The sequence below is a fragment of the Allobosea sp. P4_H5 genome, assembly GCF_056400825.1.
The window spans coordinates 1-18,697 of record NZ_JBFUKM010000024.1 but is presented as its reverse complement, the minus strand read 5'-3'; the positions used below and the strand labels follow the sequence as shown (position 1 = coordinate 18,697).

19 protein-coding genes are annotated in these 18,697 nt (G+C 67.5%); 8 read left to right on the top strand and 11 right to left on the bottom strand.

Annotated elements, in window-relative coordinates:
• Nucleotides 1–117: 117 nt before the first annotated feature.
• The gene (locus AC1DS0_RS30015) at nt 118–462 is read right to left on the bottom strand and encodes a phasin family protein (RefSeq protein WP_152013764.1); all 345 of its coding nucleotides are present in this window, start codon (nt 460–462) and stop codon (nt 118–120) included.
• Between the two features lie 411 nt (nt 463–873).
• Here AC1DS0_RS30015 and AC1DS0_RS30010 point away from each other — a divergent pair, with 411 nt between their 5' ends.
• Entirely contained in the window at nt 874–2,505 is a 1,632-nt protein-coding gene (locus tag AC1DS0_RS30010) for an SPOR domain-containing protein (RefSeq protein ID WP_476817865.1), read from the top strand.
• A 17-nt stretch (nt 2,506–2,522) separates the two neighbouring features.
• Here AC1DS0_RS30010 and AC1DS0_RS30005 read toward each other — a convergent pair whose 3' ends face one another.
• Nucleotides 2,523–3,251 (bottom strand): J domain-containing protein, encoded by a 729-nt coding sequence (locus tag AC1DS0_RS30005; RefSeq protein WP_476817864.1) that lies wholly within the window; start codon nt 3,249–3,251, stop codon nt 2,523–2,525.
• Nucleotides 3,248–3,997, bottom strand: a complete 750-nt coding sequence (locus AC1DS0_RS30000; protein WP_476817863.1) for a VWA domain-containing protein — start codon at nt 3,995–3,997, stop codon at nt 3,248–3,250. Before AC1DS0_RS30000 ends, AC1DS0_RS30005 begins: the two co-directional genes overlap by 4 nt.
• Before the next feature lie 192 nt (nt 3,998–4,189).
• Between AC1DS0_RS30000 and panC the strand changes: the two genes are divergently transcribed.
• The 3 genes from panC (at nt 4,190) to AC1DS0_RS29985 (ending at nt 6,685) form a co-directional block, all read left to right on the top strand.
• A complete protein-coding gene (gene panC, locus AC1DS0_RS29995; protein WP_476817862.1) occupies nt 4,190–5,038 on the top strand; it encodes a pantoate--beta-alanine ligase in 849 nt (282 codons plus the stop codon).
• 24 nt (nt 5,039–5,062) lie between these two features.
• Nucleotides 5,063–5,581 carry a YcxB family protein gene (locus AC1DS0_RS29990; protein WP_476817861.1) on the top strand — a complete coding sequence of 173 codons (519 nt, stop codon included), beginning with the start codon at nt 5,063–5,065 and terminating at the stop codon, nt 5,579–5,581.
• A gap of 273 nt (nt 5,582–5,854) precedes the next feature.
• A complete protein-coding gene (locus AC1DS0_RS29985; protein ID WP_476817860.1) occupies nt 5,855–6,685 on the top strand; it encodes an SDR family oxidoreductase in 831 nt (276 codons plus the stop codon).
• Between the two features lie 94 nt (nt 6,686–6,779).
• On the opposite strand, the gene AC1DS0_RS29980 is transcribed toward AC1DS0_RS29985, so the two are convergent.
• Entirely contained in the window at nt 6,780–7,217 is a 438-nt protein-coding gene (locus tag AC1DS0_RS29980; RefSeq protein ID WP_476817859.1) for a DUF1489 family protein, read from the bottom strand.
• A 151-nt stretch (nt 7,218–7,368) separates the two neighbouring features.
• Between AC1DS0_RS29980 and AC1DS0_RS29975 the strand changes: the two genes are divergently transcribed.
• Together AC1DS0_RS29975 and AC1DS0_RS29970 are read left to right on the top strand one after the other, a co-directional pair.
• Nucleotides 7,369–8,148 (top strand): SDR family NAD(P)-dependent oxidoreductase, encoded by a 780-nt coding sequence (locus tag AC1DS0_RS29975; protein WP_476817858.1) that lies wholly within the window; start codon nt 7,369–7,371, stop codon nt 8,146–8,148.
• Between the two features lie 108 nt (nt 8,149–8,256).
• Nucleotides 8,257–9,096: an aminoglycoside phosphotransferase family protein gene (locus tag AC1DS0_RS29970; RefSeq protein WP_476817857.1), complete on the top strand. Its 840-nt coding sequence runs from the start codon at nt 8,257–8,259 to the stop codon at nt 9,094–9,096.
• Here the strand turns inward: AC1DS0_RS29970 and AC1DS0_RS29965 are convergent.
• Nucleotides 9,093–10,061: a threonine ammonia-lyase gene (locus tag AC1DS0_RS29965; RefSeq protein ID WP_476817856.1), complete on the bottom strand. Its 969-nt coding sequence runs from the start codon at nt 10,059–10,061 to the stop codon at nt 9,093–9,095. The genes AC1DS0_RS29970 and AC1DS0_RS29965 overlap by 4 nt on opposite strands.
• A gap of 94 nt (nt 10,062–10,155) precedes the next feature.
• On the opposite strand from AC1DS0_RS29965, the gene AC1DS0_RS29960 reads away from it, so the two are divergent.
• The gene (locus AC1DS0_RS29960) at nt 10,156–10,737 is read left to right on the top strand and encodes a helix-turn-helix domain-containing protein (RefSeq protein WP_476817855.1); all 582 of its coding nucleotides are present in this window, start codon (nt 10,156–10,158) and stop codon (nt 10,735–10,737) included.
• A 41-nt stretch (nt 10,738–10,778) separates the two neighbouring features.
• On the opposite strand, the gene AC1DS0_RS29955 is transcribed toward AC1DS0_RS29960, so the two are convergent.
• The 5 genes from AC1DS0_RS29955 to AC1DS0_RS29935 form a co-directional block, all read right to left on the bottom strand.
• Entirely contained in the window at nt 10,779–12,764 is a 1,986-nt protein-coding gene (locus AC1DS0_RS29955; protein ID WP_476817854.1) for an acetyl/propionyl/methylcrotonyl-CoA carboxylase subunit alpha, read from the bottom strand.
• 87 nt (nt 12,765–12,851) lie between these two features.
• Nucleotides 12,852–14,102 carry a YeeE/YedE family protein gene (locus AC1DS0_RS29950; RefSeq protein ID WP_476817853.1) on the bottom strand — a complete coding sequence of 417 codons (1,251 nt, stop codon included), beginning with the start codon at nt 14,100–14,102 and terminating at the stop codon, nt 12,852–12,854.
• A gap of 9 nt (nt 14,103–14,111) precedes the next feature.
• The gene (locus tag AC1DS0_RS29945; RefSeq protein WP_476817852.1) at nt 14,112–15,047 is read right to left on the bottom strand and encodes a sulfurtransferase; all 936 of its coding nucleotides are present in this window, start codon (nt 15,045–15,047) and stop codon (nt 14,112–14,114) included.
• 157 nt (nt 15,048–15,204) lie between these two features.
• Entirely contained in the window at nt 15,205–15,936 is a 732-nt protein-coding gene (locus AC1DS0_RS29940; RefSeq protein ID WP_476817851.1) for a cation efflux transmembrane domain-containing protein, read from the bottom strand.
• 136 nt (nt 15,937–16,072) lie between these two features.
• Nucleotides 16,073–16,834, bottom strand: a complete 762-nt coding sequence (locus AC1DS0_RS29935; protein ID WP_476817850.1) for an SDR family oxidoreductase — start codon at nt 16,832–16,834, stop codon at nt 16,073–16,075.
• Between the two features lie 155 nt (nt 16,835–16,989).
• On the opposite strand from AC1DS0_RS29935, the gene AC1DS0_RS29930 reads away from it, so the two are divergent.
• A complete protein-coding gene (locus tag AC1DS0_RS29930) occupies nt 16,990–18,075 on the top strand; it encodes a Kelch repeat-containing protein (protein WP_476817849.1) in 1,086 nt (361 codons plus the stop codon).
• Nucleotides 18,076–18,105: 30 nt separating this feature from the next.
• On the opposite strand, the gene AC1DS0_RS29925 is transcribed toward AC1DS0_RS29930, so the two are convergent.
• Nucleotides 18,106–18,697 (bottom strand): autotransporter outer membrane beta-barrel domain-containing protein (locus AC1DS0_RS29925; RefSeq protein WP_476817848.1); only part of this gene is annotated, 592 nt, incomplete at its 5' end.

The window sequence follows — 18,697 nt, the reverse complement described above, 5'->3', positions numbered from 1 at the left end:
CATTGCCGCGAAGGCGCATCCGGAAGGAGCCCAAACGCAAAGAAGCCCGGCCGAGGCCGGGCTTCTTGAAATTCTCAGGTGATCAGCTGCGGCCGGGCGAATCCCGCCGCGCCAAAATCACTTGGCCGGGGTCGGGACGGCCTTGGCGACGATGCCCTCGAACGGCTTGTAGGCGTCCTTGGCGATCGCGGCATAGAGCTCGCCGATCTTGGTGACCTGGGCGACATAGCCCTCGAAAGCGGTCTTGACGTAGTCCGACTGGATCTCGATGGCCTTGTCGAGCGTCTTCACGCCGGCAAGCTTCTCGATCGTGGCCGTGCCGGCCTCGAACGACTTCTTGGCGTAGTCGGTGGCCTCAACGGCCAGAGCCTGCACGCCCTTCGAGGTGGCGCCGAACGCCTTCAGAGCGGCATCGACGTTCTCTTTGGAAGCCTTCTGGATGGTCTCGAACTGCTGGATCATGGTGTCCCTTTCGACGCTCGCGCGCCGCCTCTGCTGACGAGCCGGAATGGCCCGGGTTCCGTGCCCTCAAGGTCAGATGAAAAGGTCCATCACCGGGGCGCTTCTGCATATTGTGCAGCGCAACATAAAAGTCAAGCTTGTGCTGCAATGCACCAAACGCAGAGCTACCCAGCGTGTACCGGCAACGGTTTGCAACCTGACCGCCCCGTGTGACCGCCATGTGAAAACGACCATGTGAAAGCTGTCCGGCGCTTAACTCCTCCGTAACCGCATCCACCTAACCTCCTAGTCTGTGTCCTTCGCGCCACGCTGCAAAGCCTGCGACGGACGGGTGGGTGAGTTGAGGCGAGTTGCATGGCTTCTGGTTGCGTTGGGTCCCGACGCGGGCGCTGGCTCGCGTTCATCGGGGTGGTGAGTATTGCTGCCGTTGCTCTGACCGCGACGGTCTCGCCCGCAGAGGCGGCCCGCAAGAAGCGGCGCCATGTCTCGGGCGGCTACGCCCCGCCCTATGCAGCAATGGTCGTCGACGCCAAGAGCGGCCGCACCCTGCACGCCGTCAACGAGGATGCGCCGCGCATCCCGGCCTCACTCACCAAGGTGATGACGCTCTACATGCTCTTCGAGCAGATGGAGCGCGGCCGCTTCACCATGAGCTCCGAGCTCAAGGTCTCGGCCTATGCCGCCTCGCAGCCGCCGACCAAGCTCGGCCTGCGCGCCGGCTCGACCATCGAGGTCGAGGACGCGATCAAGAGCATGATCACCCTCTCGGCCAACGATTCCTCCGTCGTGGTCGCCGAGAACATCGCCGGCTCCGAAGAGGCCTTCGCCGAGCAGATGACGCGCAAGGCGCGCTCGCTCGGCATGGACTCGACCCGCTTCTATAACCCGCACGGCCTGCCGAACTCGCCGCCGAACATCACCACGGCGCGCGACCTGACCATCCTGGCTCGGGCGATTCAGGAGCGTTTCCCCCGCTATTTCCCGCTCTTCCAGACGCGCTCCTTCCAGTACGGCTCGCGCACGATTCGCGGGCACAACCGCCTGCTCGGCAAGATCGAGGGCGTCGACGGCATCAAGACCGGCTACACCCGCGCCTCCGGCTTCAACCTGATGACCTCGGCCAAGGCAGAGGGTCGCCAGATCGTCTCGATCGTGCTCGGCGGTCGCTCCGGCGCATCGCGCGACAAGATCATGTCCGATCTCGTCCTCGCCAGCCTGCCGCGCGCCAGCACCGGCGGCCGCAGCGCTCCGATGATCGCCGAGGCCACAGAGCCGCAGCAGGAGCGTTATCGCGCGCCGGCTCCGGCCCCGGTTCCCGAGCCGCCGGCTCGCCCGGCGCTCGTCGCCCAGACGCCTGAACCCGCCCCGGCCCCTGCGCCGATCCCGGTACCGCGTCCGCGCGCCGAGCCGGAAGTGCCCGCCGCCGCCCGCGCCTATGCCGCGACGACGACGACCGCCCAGATGCCGCCGCCGCGCGCCCTCAGCGGCAGCGCCCAGGCGCTCGCCCTCTCCAACATGCGCCCGGTCGCCGCGACCACGACGCCGTCGGCCATGCGCTGGTCGATCGGCGCCGCCCCGGCTGAAGGCAAGGTCCTGCGCCCGCCGGCGAATGTCGACACCACCTCCTCGATCGCCAAGGTCGCCGAAGCGGCGGTCAAGGACGAGGCCCAGCCCATGCCGAAGAAGGTCGAGGCCCGTCTGTCCGAGCCGGCTCCGGCCCCGGTCAAGGTGGCGCATGTCGCCAAGGCGCCCGAGGCCAAGGCCGAAGCCAAGCTGGCCGAGAAGACCGCGATCGCCTCGAAATGGGTGATCCAGCTTGGCGCCACCGACGACGAGGCCAAGGCCAAGGACATCCTCAGCCGCGCCCGCGCCAAGGCCTCCGGTTCGCTCGCCGACGCTTCGCCCTTCACCGAGAAGGTCGAGAAGGGTGGTGCCACCCTGTTCCGCGCCCGCTTCGCCGGCTTCGAGGAGTCCAAGGACGCCGAGAAGGCCTGCGCCCAGCTCAAACGCGGCGGCTTCTCCTGCTTCGCCACCCGCGGCTGACCGATCGGGAAAGGAGATCAGCCATGCTTTTTCAGCAAGGTATCCTTGGCCTGGTTGACACGAGCGGCAAGCCCGCTGGTGCCGCCGGCATCCGGATGGATCCGCTTCATCAGGCCCCGATGGGCATCGCGGATCGCCTCCGGGCCCGCCCCCGGCTGAAGCCCCAGGATCTCGTAGGCCTCCTCGTCCGACATCGCGCCCGTGCGCGCCGCGCCGCGCTGCCCCGCGTCGCGGTGACGATCAGCGTCTTCACGCCATCCGGGCGCCCGGCGGTCGAGATATGCCTCTAGGAGGCGCGCCCCGTCGGGATCACCGGCGAGGCACTCGCGCAGCAGCGCACTGAGTTCGGTGGGGTTGAGATCGTCGAGATCGCGCCCCGCATGAGCGCCGGCCAGGACCTTGCCCCTGACGCCGCCGCTGTCATGGTCGAGCTCCATCTCCAGCAGGCTCGATGCGACCTTCGAGCGTCCGGCCGAGCCGGTCCCGCCCCAGTCCTTCGCCCATTCCGGCATCTTGAGCCCGCCGGGGCCATAAGCGCTCCAGCCGAGCAGCCAGGCCCCGAGCCCGCCCAGGAAGATCGCCATATCCGGGCGGCCGCGCAGCATCAGCAACGCCGCGACGCCGAGTGAAAGCGTGCCGCCGACGACCTTGCCGAGCCGGACCAGCTTCTTCGGATCGGAGCCGGCGAAGAGCTTGGCCAGCCACCAGATCAGGATCAGCGTGGCGATACCGTAGAGCAGACTCACGATGTACGGCCCTCCATCGCCGTGAGCAGCCTTTGTGCCGCAGCATTCTGCCCCGCGAGCTTCAACAGCGCCTCGCGTCCGCCGCTGGCATAGGCCGCTGCTCCGCGCAGCAGGTCGAGCAGGGAATTCGGCGCGTTGACGTCGAAGCGGGCATGGGCGCCGCCGGTCAGGCGTGCGATCTCGGCGAAGGCGGCGCTGGCATCCGGATCGGCCCCTTCCTGGAACAGGAAACCCCTGACGCCGCGCAGGCCAAGCTCGCCGGCAAGCGCGCAGAGCCGATCGACATCCTCCTCCATCGCATCGCCAACATAGACGAAAGCGCGGATCGCCACCTGCCGCTCCTCGTCGCGGATATGCTTGAGCACGCGGCCGATCTGCGTCTGCCCGCCGCGGCAATCGATCTTGTTCATCAGCCCGGTCAGGCGCTGCGGCTCGCCGAGCCAGCCCGAGGCGCGGCATTCGTCGAAGCCGCGGAAATAGACAAGCTGAACCGCGAGCCCGCCGGTCTTCGCCGCGACCTCGAACATCTGGCCCTGCAGCGAGCACGCCAGATCCCAGCTCGGCTGCCGGCTCATCGTCGCGTCGAGCGAGAAGACGAGCCGCCCGGCCTGCCCAGTCGCGAGCGGCGCGAGCTGCTTGGCCGCAGCGACGAAGCGATCGATCTCTCCGGGCTTCGAGCGCGCAGCGCTTTCGACCGGGCGCGTCTCGCCCGCTTTGCCCACCGCCTTGCCGTCTTCACGCGTCATGCTCTTCGCCGGGATTTGCTCATGTCAGAGATATTGGCCGCGCCGCCGGCATTTGCTACCCGTCCCCAACCGCGCGCTTTCCGTTCGACCGGCGACGGTCGAACGATCAGAATTCGCGCAACTCAATAGTACGGCATGTTCTGACCGCAAAAGTGGGACCACTTTTGCGGAACATGCCTGGGGAGAAGCGCCATGTCGCAGGTCGCGGTGTTCGAAACGGTCAAGGCGATGCGCGAGGCGGTCGCGGCCTGGCATGCAGCCGGCGAGAAGGTCGCGCTCGTGCCGACCATGGGTGCGCTGCACGAGGGCCATATCGCGCTCGTCACCAAGGCGCAGAAGCACGCTCGCCGCGTCATCGTCTCGATCTTCGTCAACCCGACGCAGTTCGCCCCGCATGAGGACTTCAAGAAGTACCCGCGCACCTTCGACAGCGATCGCGCCCAACTGGAAGCGGCAAACGCCGATGCGATCTATTTCCCCGCCGTCGAGGAGATGTATCCGCCGGGCTTCGCCAGCCGCGTGCTGCTGCTCGGCCCGGCCGCCGTCAGCCTGGAGGATCGCTTCCGCCCGACACATTTCGAAGGCGTGGCAACGGTTTGCTGCAAGCTCTTCACACAGAGCAAGGCCGATTTCGCCGTCTTCGGCGAGAAGGACTATCAGCAGCTCAAGGTGGTGACGCGCATGGCCCGCGACCTCGATCTCGGCATCGAGATCGTGCCGCTGGCGACCTTCCGCGAGGCAGACGGGCTCGCAATGTCCTCGCGCAACCGCTACCTCTCGGCCGATGAGCGCGCGCTGGCTCCGACGCTGCACCGGGTGATGCAGGCCCTCGCCGCCCGCATCCGCAATGACGATCCGCTCTTCCAGGCGGTCGCCGACGCACAGAACGAGATCATCACCGCCGGCTTCGAGCTCGACTATCTCGAAGCCCGCCACGCCGACACGCTGGCGCCGGTGACCTCGCGCGCCGATGGCCCGATTCGCCTGCTGATCGCGGCGCGGATCGGCGGAACCAGGCTGATCGACAATATCGGGGTGTAAGGCGCAGGCCGAACGGAAGAGGCGATGGACCGCACGACGACCTTCACGCTCGACGAGCTCGATCTCCGTCGCGCGGTTCGCCTGCACGCCTTCAGCGGAATCCGCGAGAAGCAGACCATCATCCGTCTGTCAGTACTCTGGCTCGTCGCGATGGCGGCCTTCGTCGGCTTCTTCTCCGCTGCCGGAATGCCCTGGCCGGAATTGCGCGGCAACCTCCTGCCGTTCGCGCTCGTCATCATCGCGACCATTCTCGGCTTCGGCCTCGGCATACCGCTCGCGCTCGGCCCGCTCGTCATCCGCCGACGGTTCAGGCAGGACAAGCTGGTCCGCAAGCCCGTCTCGGCCAGCTGGGACGAGGAAGCCTACGAGGCTGAGCAGCCTGGCGCACGCAACCACATTCCGTGGCGCGACTACATGAAGATCCGCGAGGATCAACACCTCTTCCTGTTTTTCATCTCGGACTACAGCTACCAGATCCTGCCGAAGCGTGCGCTGACGCCCGAGCAGATCGCGGATCTGCAGCGGATCCTCGCAGCGTTCTGAACGAGCCTTGCACCTGCGCGGAGCGCAGTCCCAACGATACGTTGACCTCGGCAGACTACCGGGCTAGCTCTGCCCCTGCAGTCGCCGCAAGGCACTGCCGTAGGCGTTACCGTCATCCAACGCGTCCTTGGTCGAGAAGGTCCCAGCAGGGAGATCTCGATGCACAAGGCGCCACGGTATGCCCCAGTCACCTGCTTTGCGGCCGCAAGCCCGCGCGAGACAGCTCGCTGCTCCGGACAGGTTCACACCTGCCATGGTGCCGTGCCGTCTCCCGTGAGCCACCTGCCGTCAGCGTTCCCGAGGCCGCCGTGGCCTTCCACTCACCGGAACCTGATGAAGGCAGCAATCATGAAGACGACTGGCAACACCATTCTCGTCACCGGCGGCTCCAGCGGCATCGGCCGTGCGCTCGCCGAGGCTTTTCACGCGCGAGGCAATCGCGTCATCGTCACGGGACGGCGGCAAGCCCTCCTCGACGAGATCACGGCTGGCCGACCCGGCATGGTCGGGCTGCCGCTCGATCTCGACGCCCCTGGAAGCATGTCGCGCCTTGGCGACGAGATTCGTGCGCGCTTTCCCGACCTCAATGTGCTGATTGCCAATGCCGGCATCTCGCGCAGCGAGGACATGACAAGCGACAGCTGGGACATCGCCGATGCGGAGGCGATCGTCTCGACTAATATCCTGGGGGTGCTGCGGGTGACGGCGGCACTGCTGCCACTCCTCAAAGGCCAGCCAAACGCGGCGATCCTCGCGACCAGCTCCGCGCTCGCCTTCGTCCCGCGCGCCGACTTCCCGACCTATTGCGCCAGCAAGGCCTTCCTGCATTCCTGGCTGCAGTCGCTGCGTCATCAGCTCCGCAACGTCCCTGTCGAAGTGTTGGAGCTCTCGCCGCCCTACGTGCAGACGGAACTCACCGGCGCGCAGCAGGCCATCGACCCGCGCGCCATGCCTCTCGCGGCCTATGTCACCGAGGTGGTGCAACGGCTCGAACAGGCCGATCACCCTCGGGGCGAGCTGTTGCTCGAACGCGATCAGTCCCGGCGCTGGGCCGAGCGTGATGGCCGCTACGAGGAACTCTTCGCAGCCCTGAACTCAGGCTGAGCTTTCAGCGGGCTACTAACAGGAAGAAGCCACCGCAGAGGCGCCTCCGAGGCGATCTGCGGTGGCAACTCCAACAGCTCTCGTAACGCTTGGGTTACAGCAGCCCCAGCTCCGCCAGTTCGCGCCGCATCTGCTCGGGCATGACGCCGAGATCGCCGCTGCGGCCATCGATATCGCGCGGCGCATCCTTGTCCTGGAGATAACGCCAACCCTGGAACGGCCGGAACGGCCGGGGTTCAACCGGCACCACCACCGGCTCCATCACCAGATGGCAGCGGCCGATGCCCTCGCCATCGGTGAAGGGGCGGATGGCGATCAGGCGCTGGCGGGCCGAGACCTGGCCCTTGATAACCCAGTAGAGCGAGCCGCCGTTGACGATCTCCTCGACCCGCTTCGGCACCATGCGGGTGGTGTGCAGCTGTTCCAACGGCTCGCCGCGAGCACGGCGCTGCGCCTGCCGCTCGGCGATCCACTCTTCGAGATCGCTGATCGATTCGGCGCCGACGCAGAGCTTGAGGATATGGAGCGGCATGGCGGGCAACCTAATCCTCGCAGGCGCGCCTCGCCAGAGGCCGCAGCCTTTCTCCACAACCGCGCCGCGCCGGGGTGACCCACGAGGGCGCGGCCATGACGGCGCCGCGCTCGCAGGCTACTAAGGCTGCCGACCCGAACGGAGACACGACATGCGCGGACTGCAAGGCAAGGCCATTCTCGTCACCGGCTCCTCGACCGGTATCGGCTACGCCATGGCCGAGCGCCTGATCGCCGAGGGGGCCAAGGTGCTGGTCCATGGCCGCGAGCAGAACGAGGTCGACACCGCCTGCCGCAAGCTCGGCCCCGCGACCGCCGGCGCGATCGGCGATCTCGCCGAGCCGGCGACGGCCCAGGCGCTGGTCGACGCGACGCGCAAGGCCTTCGGCCGCATCGATGGGCTCGTGAACAATGCCGGCATCTATCCGCGCGGCGTGCTCGGCGAGACCACGGCCGCCTTCTTCGACCATATGATCGCGATCAACACCCGCGCGCCGCTGCTCTGCGCCGAGGCGGCGATCCGCGCCTTCCGCTTGCAGAAATCCGGCGGCTCGATCCTCACCGTCGGCTCGATCAACGCATTTTGCGGCAATTCCAACCTCACCGTCTATTCGATGTCGAAGGGCGCGCTGATGACGATGACGCGCAACCTCGCCAACACGCTCGGCCGCGAGCATATCCGGGTCAACCAGCTCAATGTCGGCTGGACCTTCACCGCCAACGAAGATGCGACGCAGCAGCGCGAGGGCAAGAAGCCCGGCTGGGAGAAGGAGGTACCGCTCGAATTCGCCCCCTTCGGCCAGATCATGCAGGCGGCCGAGATTGCCGCCCACACCGCCTTCTGGCTGTCGGAAGAAAGCGGCCACGTCTCCGGCCAGATCTACGAGGTCGAGCAGTTTCCGCTGATTGGTCGCGGCCGCGCGGCGGACTAACCTCCGACGTTATTGCGAGGCGCGCAGCGACGAAGCAATCCAGAGCGTCCGCGCAGTCCCCCTGGATTGCTTCGCTTACGCTCGCAATGACGGAATAGACGACCGACGATGCCGACCAACGCCTTTTCGCCCTGGCTGACCCGCTGGAATCTCGCGCCCGCCGGCAAGCCGATCCGCACTCATGCCAGCCAGCTCTTGCCTGTGCTGCACGATAGCCAACCCGCCATGCTGAAGCTGCCGGAGGTCGAGGACGAACGGCGTGGCTATCTGCCGCTCGACTACTGGGCCGGCGACGGCGCCGCTCGGCTGCTCGAGCGCAATGACGATGGCAGCGCCATGCTGATCGAGCGCGCCACCGGCTCCCGCTCGCTCGCCGCCATGGCACGCAGCGGCGCAGCGGGCGACGATGAGGCGACAGCCATTCTCTGCGACGCCATCGCCGCTTTGCAGAAGCCGCGCGGCCCGGCGCCTTCAGGCCTGATCCCACTGGAAACCTGGTTCAAGGATCTCTTCCCGATGGCGCAGGAGCGCGGCGGCATCCTCGCCCGCTCGGCGGCAGCAGCGACCGAACTCCTGCCGGCACAGCGCGAGATCATGCCGCTGCATGCCGACCTGCACCATGACAATGTGCTCGATTTCGGGGCCAAAGGCTGGCTCGCCATCGACCCGAAATCGGTGATCGGCGATCGCGCCTTCGAATACACGATCCTGTTCTGCGATCCCGATCTCGCCGATCCCGAGCCGCCGGTCGCGGTCTTGCCCGGCCGCTTCGAGCGCCGGCTGGGGATCGTGCTGGCGAAATCCGGGCTGGAGCGCGAACGCCTGCTCAGATGGATCCTGGCCTGGTGCGGGCTCTCGGCCGCCTGGTTCCTTGGTGACGACGATCCGCTGGCGCAGATCAATCTCGCCGTTGCCGAGCGGGCTATCGTCGCGCTGGATGCGCTCTAGTCCTGCATCCACGCACTGAACCGATCGGGCAGGACATTCGACCCGCAGATCACCGTGGCGACGCGCTTGCCACGGTAACGCCCGGGATCTTCCAGCATGGCGGCGATGCCGAGCGCCGCCGACGGCTCGGTGACGAGGGCGGCATGCCGGTAGAGCAGCCGCATGCCTTCGACGATGCTGGCTTCCTCGACCAGCGGAACATGGTCGGCGACGGCGAGCAGGTCGGTGAGGACGTCCGGAATCGGAAATCGCCCGGCGACGCCGTCGGCGATGGTGTTGGTACTCTCTGTGGTCACGACCGATCGGGCTCGCCACGACAGCGCCAGGGCCGGCGCCCCTTTCGGCTGGATGCAGACGATCTCGGTCGCTGGCGACAGGGTTTTCATGACATGGCCGACGCCGGTCGCCAGCGCACCGCCGCCAAGCGCGAGCAGCAAGGTATCGATACGCCCTGCCCCCTCGACGAGCTCGAGCCCGATCGTCGCCGCGCCCTCGCAAGTGTCGAGGTTCTCGCTGTCCTCGATCAGGAAGGCGTTGCCGTCAGCCGCGATCTTCCGCGCACGCTCGCGGGCAGTCTCGATATCGCCCTCGACCAGCTCGACCACTCCGCCCAGCCGGCGAATGCGCTCGATCTTGCCGGGGTTGGCGCCCTTGCCCGCGATCACCGAAACATCGATGCCGCGCGACCGGCCGCTATAGGCCAGCGCTTGGCCAAGATTGCCGGCGCTGGCGCAGATCGCAGCCTTTGGGCCTGCACTCCTGGCGAGCCGCGCCATCGCGACCTCGGTCCCGCGCCCCTTGAAGCAGCCGATCGGGTTCGCAGTCTCGAGCTTGATGACGAGCTCGCAGCCGAGCAATTCGCCGAGCGTCGGAGATTGGAACTGCGGCGTATCGCGAAACAGCGGCGAGATTTCTCGCTGCGCTTGCCGGATGCGGTCGAGGTCGAGCCTGGTGTTCGGCTGCATGGGACAAGCCTCCAGCAGAATGATAGGAAAGGCTCGTGCGCTTTAACGCACAAGACCTTTGTGCGCAATAACGCACGCCGCGGAGACGCCTGCCATGAAACCCGTCAGCCCCGTCGAAACACCGAAGCTGCTCAAAGCGATCAGGAGTGACCTCGGCTGGAGCCTCGACCAGACGGCGGCCCGCACCGGCGTCAGCAAGGCGATGCTCGGCCAGATCGAGCGGGGGGAATCCGCGCCGACCATCGCGACGCTCTGGAAGATCGCCACGGGCCTGGGGGCTCCCATGACCGCGCTGCTGGAGGCCGATGGGGGAAGCGGCGACGTGCTGCTTCTGCGCGACGCCGCCGACTTGCGCGTGCGCCCGTCGCAGGAAGGCATGCAGCGGGCTCTTGTCTTTCCATACGAGGCGCGGTTCGGCTTCGAGCTCTACGAACTCACCTTCGCACCCGGCTTCGAGAGCATCTCGGAGCCGCACGACGTCGGCGTCGTCGAGCACATCACCGTCCAGCACGGCGAGGTCGAACTGCTGGTCGAGGAGGAGTGGCGGCCGCTCAGGCAGGGCCAGTCGCTGCGTTTTCCCGCCGACCGCCGGCACGGCTATCGCAATCGGACGCGCGAAGAGGCCGTGGTCATGGACCTGATCCACTACCGCTTCGCACCAAGCCCGAAGGCTTGAGCCTGTTCGAGAACAAGCCCAGCTCCTAGCGCCGGGAAGCGTCACTCTCCGAGCACGACCACTTTCGCGCCCTCGGCTACCTGCGCGCCCGGCTCGGCGCCGAGCTCAGTGACGGTGCCGTCGCGCGGAGCGGTCAACACATGCTCCATCTTCATCGCTTCGACGATGGCGAGCCGCTGGCCCTTCACCACTGCCTCGCCCGCTGTGACGAAGAGCGCAATCAGCTTGCCGTGCATCGGCGCCTTGATCACGCCGCCAGCGCCGGCGACTGCATTGAGATCGACACTGAACGGATCGAACAGCGCGACGGAGGTCTGCCGGCCGCGATGCAAAGCGAGATAGGTCCCGGCCTCGGCCCTGACCAGCGTCACCTCATGCTCGCCCTCATCAAGCGGATGGCCCGGCAGCGAGACTCGGGCATCGTCGCCGTTCCACTCGATCCTGGCCTCGATCCGCTCGCCATCGACCAGCAGCGGCAGGCCGAGCGCCGGACGCGGCATCAGCGAGAAAGCATCGGCGTCGAGCCAGGGCGACTTGGCTTCATCGCCGGTCCGCTCGATAGCGAGGTCGAGCGCCGCCACCTGACGCTCTTCCTCAAGCTGCAGCGCGGCCGCCGCAACCGCCGCCGCATCGAGCGGCTGCGGCTCGGCTCCGAGCGCCTCGATATTGCGCTCGATGAAACCGGTATCGAACGGCCCCTTCCGGAAGCCCTCAGCCTCGGCGAGCTTCTTCAGGAAAGCGAGATTGGTGCGGGGACCGGCGACGATGGTCTCGCCGAGCGCGAAGGCAAGATGGTCGAGCGCCTCGTCGCGCGTGCGGCCATGGGCGATCACCTTGGCGATCATCGGGTCGTAGAACGGCGTCACCGAATCGCCGGCCTCGACGCCGGTGTCGATGCGGATGTCCTCACTCTGCGGGAATTGCAGCGCCCAGAGCTTGCCGGTCGAAGGCAGGAAGCCCTTCTCCGGATCTTCGGCATAGAGCCGCGCCTCGACGGCGTGGCCTTCGGCCCGAACATCCTCCTGGGTGAAGCCGAGCGGCTCGCCGGCGGCGACCTTGAGCTGGAGCTCGACCAGGTCGAGCCCGGTGATCGCCTCGGTGACGGGATGCTCGACCTGGAGACGCGTATTCATCTCCATGAAGTAGAAACGATCGGCGCGCAGCCCATCGCGCCCGTCGGCGATGAACTCGACCGTGCCGGCCCCGACATAGCCGACCGCCTTGGCCGCCTCTGTCGCCGCCTTGCCCATGGCGGCGCGCACCTCCGGCGTCATGCCCGGCGCCGGCGCCTCCTCGATCACCTTCTGATGGCGACGCTGCAGCGAGCAGTCGCGCTCGTAGAGGTGGACGACATTGCCGTGGCTGTCGCCAAAGACCTGGATTTCGACATGGCGCGGCGAGAGCACGTATTTCTCGACCAGCACGCGCGCATCGCCGAAGGCATTCTTGCCCTCGCGCTGGGCGCTGGAGAGCGCGTCGGCGAAATCCTCGGGCCGATCGACCTTCTTCATGCCCTTGCCGCCGCCGCCGGCGACCGCCTTGATCAGCACGGGATAGCCGATGCGTTCGGCCTCCTTGGCGAGGAAACCGACATCCTGCTCGGCGCCGTGATAGCCCGGCACGATCGGAACATTGGCCTTCTCGACCAGCGCCTTGGCCGCATCCTTCAGGCCCATGGCGCTGATGGCGGAGGCCGGCGGGCCAACGAAGACGATGCCAGCCGCTGCGCAGGCCTCGGCGAACGCGACATTCTCGGAGAGGAAGCCGTAGCCCGGATGAATGCAGGCCGCACCGGCCTCCTTGGCGACGGCGAGGATTTTCCCAGCATCGAGATAGCTCTCGCGCGCCGGCGCCGGGCCGATCCGGTAGGCCTCATCCGCCATCTCGACGAACAGCGCCTCGGCGTCCGCGTCTGAGTAGACGGCGATGGTGCGCAGGCCGAGCCGCTTGGCGGTGCGGATCACCCGGCAGGCGATCTCGCCGCGATTGGCGATCAGGATGGAGGGCAGTTTGGCGGCAATCGACATGGGACATCCTCGAACCGATGCCCCGTTATAGCCCAGCCGAAGCCCTTGTCTGCGCCTTGTTGCGCAGGCCGGGATGGGTGCAGCGCCTCAATCCAGCAGCCCGAGCCGCCGCCCCAGCTTCAGCATCACCGTCGTGCCGGCGATCAGGCCGACCGCAAACACCCAGCCCGAGACCGCTCCCGCCGAGATGCCCGAGAGCAGTGTGCCGACCGTGCAGCCGAGCCCGAACACCGTGCCCCAGCCGAGCAGCACGCCGCCCGCCAGCCCGCGCAGGACATGGCCGCCGCTCGGCCGCCGCGGCTTGAACTCGCCCGCCGCCAGCGCCGCAGCAAACGCAGCCACGATGAGCCCCGCGACGAAGAGCCCGTTCGGCGTCAACAGCGTCTCGCGGATCAGGGTGGCGCAGCCGCGGAAGCTGTCGAGCCCTTCGAGCCGCGCCGGCAGCCAGTCGAATTGCGTCGCCAACTGGCGCGAGCGCGAGCCGAGCTCGGCAGTAACGCCGAGCGGCGACAGGCGCAGGTAAGCGGCAACGCCGATCAGCCCGACGAAGAGCCCGCCAAGCCAGGCAGGCCAGCGGCGCAGGAAGATCGCGGCGACGGGATTGACCAGCGCCTTGTCCGCCGCGCCCCGCTCGTTCGGCCGGCCAACCCGCAGCAGCCACCAGGCCACCGCGCCCAGCACGGCAACCCCCGCCAGCAACGCTCCGCCATAGCCGATCTGCCGCGGCAACCACAGCACCGGCGACTCCGAGATCGTCAGGAGATAGAGCTCGTTCCAGCTCAGGAAACCGAGAATGAAGCCGAGACCCGCGCCGAGCAGCGCGAAGGGCGAGGTCGGCGAGCCCTCTCCCAGCCGGTAGAGATGGGCGCTGATGCAGGAGCCGGAGATCGCCATGCCTGCGCCGAAGGCGAGCCCCGCCAGCAGCAGCGCCGGGCCGACCGGGCCGATATGCGCCGTCGGCGGCAGGCGCGTCCCGGACGGATCGGGCAGCCAGGCGCCGTAGATCAGGGTGTAGCCGGCAAGCCCGACCGCCAGCGCGGCGAGAATGCCGAGCAGGCCGCGCGGATCGCGCCGGTCGAGCCAATCCTTCCACATGCAGAAGAAGCAGAAGCGCGCGCGCTGCAGCACGAAGCCGAAGGCGGCACCGAGGATCAGCGAGAGCTGGAGCCGCGGCGCCGGATCGCCATGGCGCCCGACGAGGTAGATGGACACCGCGATCGCCGTGGCGACGATGGCCGCCGCGATGTAGCGCAAGGGCGGCAGCCCGATCGGCTCCGCCCCCGCCTGCCGGCGCGCCAGCTCATAGTCCAGCGCGCCGCTATCATCGGAAATGCTCATCAGGAGGGCTTACTTGCCGCCCCAGACGGTGCCGGCCGGATTGCTGATCGGCAGGCCGACGACGTTGCCGTATTCGGTCCAGGAGCCGTCATAATTGGCAGCCTGATAGCCGAGCACGCGCGAGAGGATGAACCAGGTGTGGCTCGAGCGCTCGCCGATGCGGCAGGAGGTGATCACCGGCTTCGTGCCGTCAATGCCGACCTCGGCATAGAGCTTCTTCAGCTCCTCCGGCGACTTCAGCGTGCCGTCGGCCTGGTTGACCGCCCGCGCCCACGGCACGTTGACCGAGCCGGGGATATGGCCGGCGCGCAGCGCCAGCTCCTGGAAGCCGGCCGGCGCGATGATCTTGCCGGAGAACTCGTCCGGCGAGCGGATGTCGAGCACGCGCGCCTCGGATTTCTTCTCGACGGTGGCGACGACGTCGGTGAGGCGGGCGCGCAGCGCCTTGTTCGGCTCGCCGACGGTGAAGTTGGAGGCCTTGACCGGCACCGGATTGGTCGCGACCGGGCGCTTCTCCAGCTCCCATTTCTTGCGGCCGCCATCGAGCAGTTTGACGTTGTCGCGCAGGCCGTAGATGTCGAACACCCAGGCGCCCCAGGCGGCGAACCAGTTGTTGTTGTCGCCGTAGAGGACGACGGTCACGTCCTTGTCGACGCCGAGCTTGCGGGCCAGCGCCTGGAACTTCTCGGGGCCGGCGATGTCGCGCGAGACGGCCTCGACCAGGTCGGTATGCCAGGCGATGTTCTGCGCGCCGGGGATATGGCCGCGCTCATAGATGCCGGGCTCGACGCTGACCTCGACGATCCGGACCTTGGGATCGTTGAGGTTCTTCTCCAGCCACTCGGTCGAGACCAGCGGGCCGGACTGGGCCAGCGCCGCGCCGCCGAGCGCGAGGCTCGCGGCCAGCACGGCCGCACCACGGCGGATGAGGGAGAGGACGGACATTCTGGCGCTCCTTGGCGCCGAAAGAGCCGGGATCTCGGCCCGTTTCGGCGTGAATTGCAGGGGCTGCCATGATTTCGCCACGCGACCTGCCGGAGAAGCCGGACAGGATTTTTTTGTTTGCCATCAGGGCGGAAGAACTGGGTCGTACGACCTTGGTCTAGGGAGAATATTCTCCTTTTGCTTCGACTTTGGTTCGATCCTGCGGCTGTCTGGTCGCGCGCCAGATCGCCCAGGTCGCCTGGAAGCAGAGGAAGGCGACGAAGACGTCGAACAGATATTCCGGCCAGCGCACTGGCAATAGCCGCGCAGCGAGGCCGAGCAGCGCGAAGCCGGTGGTCGAAATCGCGTCGTTCCGGGAGGACAGCCAGGTTGCCTTGATCACAGGATTGGCCTCGGCCCGGAAGCGCCAGAGCACGCCGATGATCAGATAAGCGATCAGGATCGCGCTCGCCGCCGAGAAACCGAGCGTGAAGAGTTCGATCGGCCGCGGCCGCAGGATCTTGTCCCAGAGATCATAGAGCGTGTGCAGGCCCGCGACGGCCATCACCGCGCCGATGCCGAGCGCCGCCAGCTTCTCGGCGCGTTCGTCGCGGCCGAAGACCAGCGCGGCGATGCCGTAGAGCGCGACGTCATAGACCCAGTCGACGCCGTCCTTGAACAATTGGTTGTTGCCGATCGCCAGCGCCCAGAGCACGACATTGCCGGCGAAGATCAGGATGCCGAGCGCGATACCCCAGATCGTCAGCCGATAGGCCCGCGCGACCTTGGGATCGACCGGCGCGGCATGGCCGGGCTCGCTCTCGACGCGAGCGCCCTCCTCCCCGTCATGCTCGGCCTTGTGCCGACCATCCACGTCTTCAACCCGTTCCGACGCATCGAAGGCTGACAAGCGAGGCACTCCCGAGCCGCCCCGGACAGTGTCGCGCAAATTATGCTCGTCGCAAGACGTCGCTGGCCGGAACTGGCCCGACCAGGACGATAGCGGATCACCGCTCACGGCGCCGGCGCTTGCGGGAGCGTGCCCCTTAGCCGCGCCCGACGAGCGGGGCCTTGGTCGCCATCACCGTGACGAAGAGGATGTTGGCCTCGAGCGGCAGGCCGGCCATATGCAGCACGGTCGAGGCGACATGGTCGACATCCATCACCGGCTCGACCTTGATCGAGCCATCCGGCTGCGGCACGCCGGTGGTCATCTTCTTGGCCATCTCGGTCAGAGCATTGCCGATATCGACCTGGCCGACGGCGATGTCGTATTTGCGCCCGTCGAGCGAGGCGGTCTTGGTCAGGCCGGAGATGGCGTGCTTGGTCGCGGTGTAGGCGGCCGAATTCGGCCGCGGCACCTGCGCCGAGATCGAGCCGTTGTTGATGATGCGCCCGCCACGCGGCTCCTGCGACTTCATCACCTTGAAGGCCTCCTGCGTGCACAGGAACGGGCCGGTCAGGTTGGTGTCGACGACCTTCTGCCAGTCCTCCAGCGAAAGGTCCTCGAGCAGCACGCCGCCCGGCGCATTGACGCCGGCATTGTTGAACAGCACGTCGACGCGCCCGAACTTGTCCTTGGTCCTGGCGAACAGTGCCTCGACGGACTTCTTGTCGGTGACGTCGGTCGAGACCGCGAGCGCCTGCGCGGCTGGTACGCCCGAGAGCTTGATCGTCTCTTCAAGAGCGTCAGTGCGCCGTCCCGCCAGCACGGTGCGGTAGCCATCCTTCAGGAAGGCGATGGCGACAGACCGGCCGACGCCCGAGCCGGCACCGGTGATGATCGCGACCTTGTTATGCCCAGACATGCGCTTCCTCGCCTTACCGTGATTTAAACCGTTTCAGGTGCCGCACCTTAGCAGCGTATGCAGTATACGGAACCGCTTTTCCCGCAGACCGGCTCCGCCCTGTCCCTTGCCTGACGCAAGGTCCGCCCTACTGTTCTAGCGAGGGAGGATGCGTCATGACCAGCCTGAACCGCCGCAGTTTCGTCGCCGCCGGAGCCGCGAGCCTCGCCGGAACCGCTTTCGCCCAGCAGCCCGGCCATGAGCAGCATGGCGGCCATTACGAGCGGCTGAACCAGCCCGGTCGCATCGGCAAGCCCGAGCTCGCCGCCTCGCAGAACGTCTTCGATTCACCGGCGCCCAAGACCGCCGATTCCGGCCGCTGGAGCACGAAGGCGCTGCTGCCGCTGCCGCGCTCGGAAATGGCCTGGGCCGCGGCCCATGACGACCGCATGCACATCGTCGGCGGCTATGGCGAGCAGCGCACCGACCGCGCTTACCACCATGTCTACGATCCCAAGGCCGACAAATGGAGCGACGGCGCGCCCGTGCCCCAGGGCGCCAACCATGTCGGCGTCGCCTTTCTCGATGGAAAACTCTACGCCATCGGCGGCTTCCTCGAGCAGAATCGCAAGCCGCATCCGCGCTGCTTCGTCTACGACCCCAAGGCGGATAAATGGGCTGAGATCGCGCCCCTGCCCCGCCCGATCGGCTCGGCCGCGGTCGTCGGACTGAACGGCCTGCTGCACGCGATCGGCGGCGCGATCGGCGACACCACCGAGAGCAAGACCTCGGTCAACTGGCACCGCGTCTATGATCCCAAGGCCGACGCCTGGAGCGAGCGCGCGCCCATGCCGACGGCGCGCGACCACACCGGCACGCTCGCCATCGGCAACCTGATCCATGTCATCGGTGGACGCGTCGACAGCTTCCACACCAATTCGAACCTGCACCATGCCTATGACCCGGCGACCGACAAATGGGCGCCGCGCAACCCGCTGCCGACCGCCCGCTCCGGCCACGGCGCCGTGCTCTATCGCGGCAAGGTCTTCATCATGGGCGGCGAAGGCACCAACCGCGTCTTCGGCCAGATGGAGGCCTATGATCCCGCCAGCGACGGCTGGGAACAGTTCGCCCCGATGCTGACACCGCGCCACGGCCTTGGCGCCGCCCTCGTCGGCGACGCCATCCACGTCGCCGGCGGCGGCCCGATCATGGGCGGCGGCGTGCAGAGCGCAGTGCATGAGGCGTTCAGTCTGGGGTGAGCCGATCGCGAGGCCGGCCCTCGCGCCCTTTCAGAATCGCATCTCGACCCTGCCCTTGAGGGCGTGGTCTCTGGAGCGTTCGCCGATGGCGGCGGAGTAGGTCAGGCCGAGCGCGGTGGCCTGCGAGATCCGCCAGTCGAGGCCGGCTTCCGCCACAAGTGCCTCGCGGTCGATCCTGGCTGCGAAGACCGTGGCCGGTGTCGTGCCGGCGACGAAGGCGGTCCTGGCCTGCGGGGTGAGCTCGCCAAAACCGTGGCGCCAGCCGAGCATGGCCCGGGCGAACAGCGGCATCGCCCCGAGCTGCGCCTCGGCCCGCAGGCCGAGCGTGATGAAGCCCAGCGTCTGGTCGGAGGAGAGCACACGCAAGGCCGCGGCCCCGCCGCACTCGCTGCCGGCGTCGGTCGAGACCCGGATCAGCGCCAGCTGCGCGAAGGGCTCGAGCGCAAAGCCCTGGAAGGCGAAGGCATAGCCGAGCTCGGCGAAGCCTTGCGTCACCGAGCCCGGACGCTGCAGGCGCAGCAGGTCGCCGAAGCCGCGGATCTGGACCTGGCGGCGGATGTCGCTCTCCGACCAGCTATAGGCCGCGCCGGCGTCGAGACGCAGATGGCGTCGAGACGCAGAT

Excerpts from the sequence above, each read along its gene's own strand:
- AC1DS0_RS30015 (WP_152013764.1), bottom strand. The coding sequence starts at position 462 with ATGATCCAGCAGTTCGAGACCATCCAGAAGGCTTCCAAAGAGAACGTC.
- AC1DS0_RS30000 (WP_476817863.1), bottom strand. The coding sequence starts at position 3,997 with ATGACGCGTGAAGACGGCAAGGCGGTGGGCAAAGCGGGCGAGACGCGC.
- panC (WP_476817862.1), top strand. The coding sequence starts at position 4,190 with ATGTCGCAGGTCGCGGTGTTCGAAACGGTCAAGGCGATGCGCGAGGCG.
- AC1DS0_RS29990 (WP_476817861.1), top strand. The coding sequence starts at position 5,063 with ATGGACCGCACGACGACCTTCACGCTCGACGAGCTCGATCTCCGTCGC.
- AC1DS0_RS29980 (WP_476817859.1), bottom strand. The coding sequence starts at position 7,217 with ATGCCGCTCCATATCCTCAAGCTCTGCGTCGGCGCCGAATCGATCAGC.
- AC1DS0_RS29975 (WP_476817858.1), top strand. The coding sequence starts at position 7,369 with ATGCGCGGACTGCAAGGCAAGGCCATTCTCGTCACCGGCTCCTCGACC.
- AC1DS0_RS29970 (WP_476817857.1), top strand. The coding sequence starts at position 8,257 with ATGCCGACCAACGCCTTTTCGCCCTGGCTGACCCGCTGGAATCTCGCG.
- AC1DS0_RS29965 (WP_476817856.1), bottom strand. The coding sequence starts at position 10,061 with ATGCAGCCGAACACCAGGCTCGACCTCGACCGCATCCGGCAAGCGCAG.
- AC1DS0_RS29960 (WP_476817855.1), top strand. The coding sequence starts at position 10,156 with ATGAAACCCGTCAGCCCCGTCGAAACACCGAAGCTGCTCAAAGCGATC.
- AC1DS0_RS29955 (WP_476817854.1), bottom strand. The coding sequence starts at position 12,764 with ATGTCGATTGCCGCCAAACTGCCCTCCATCCTGATCGCCAATCGCGGC.
- AC1DS0_RS29950 (WP_476817853.1), bottom strand. The coding sequence starts at position 14,102 with ATGAGCATTTCCGATGATAGCGGCGCGCTGGACTATGAGCTGGCGCGC.
- AC1DS0_RS29945 (WP_476817852.1), bottom strand. The coding sequence starts at position 15,047 with ATGTCCGTCCTCTCCCTCATCCGCCGTGGTGCGGCCGTGCTGGCCGCG.
- AC1DS0_RS29935 (WP_476817850.1), bottom strand. The coding sequence starts at position 16,834 with ATGTCTGGGCATAACAAGGTCGCGATCATCACCGGTGCCGGCTCGGGC.
- AC1DS0_RS29930 (WP_476817849.1), top strand. The coding sequence starts at position 16,990 with ATGACCAGCCTGAACCGCCGCAGTTTCGTCGCCGCCGGAGCCGCGAGC.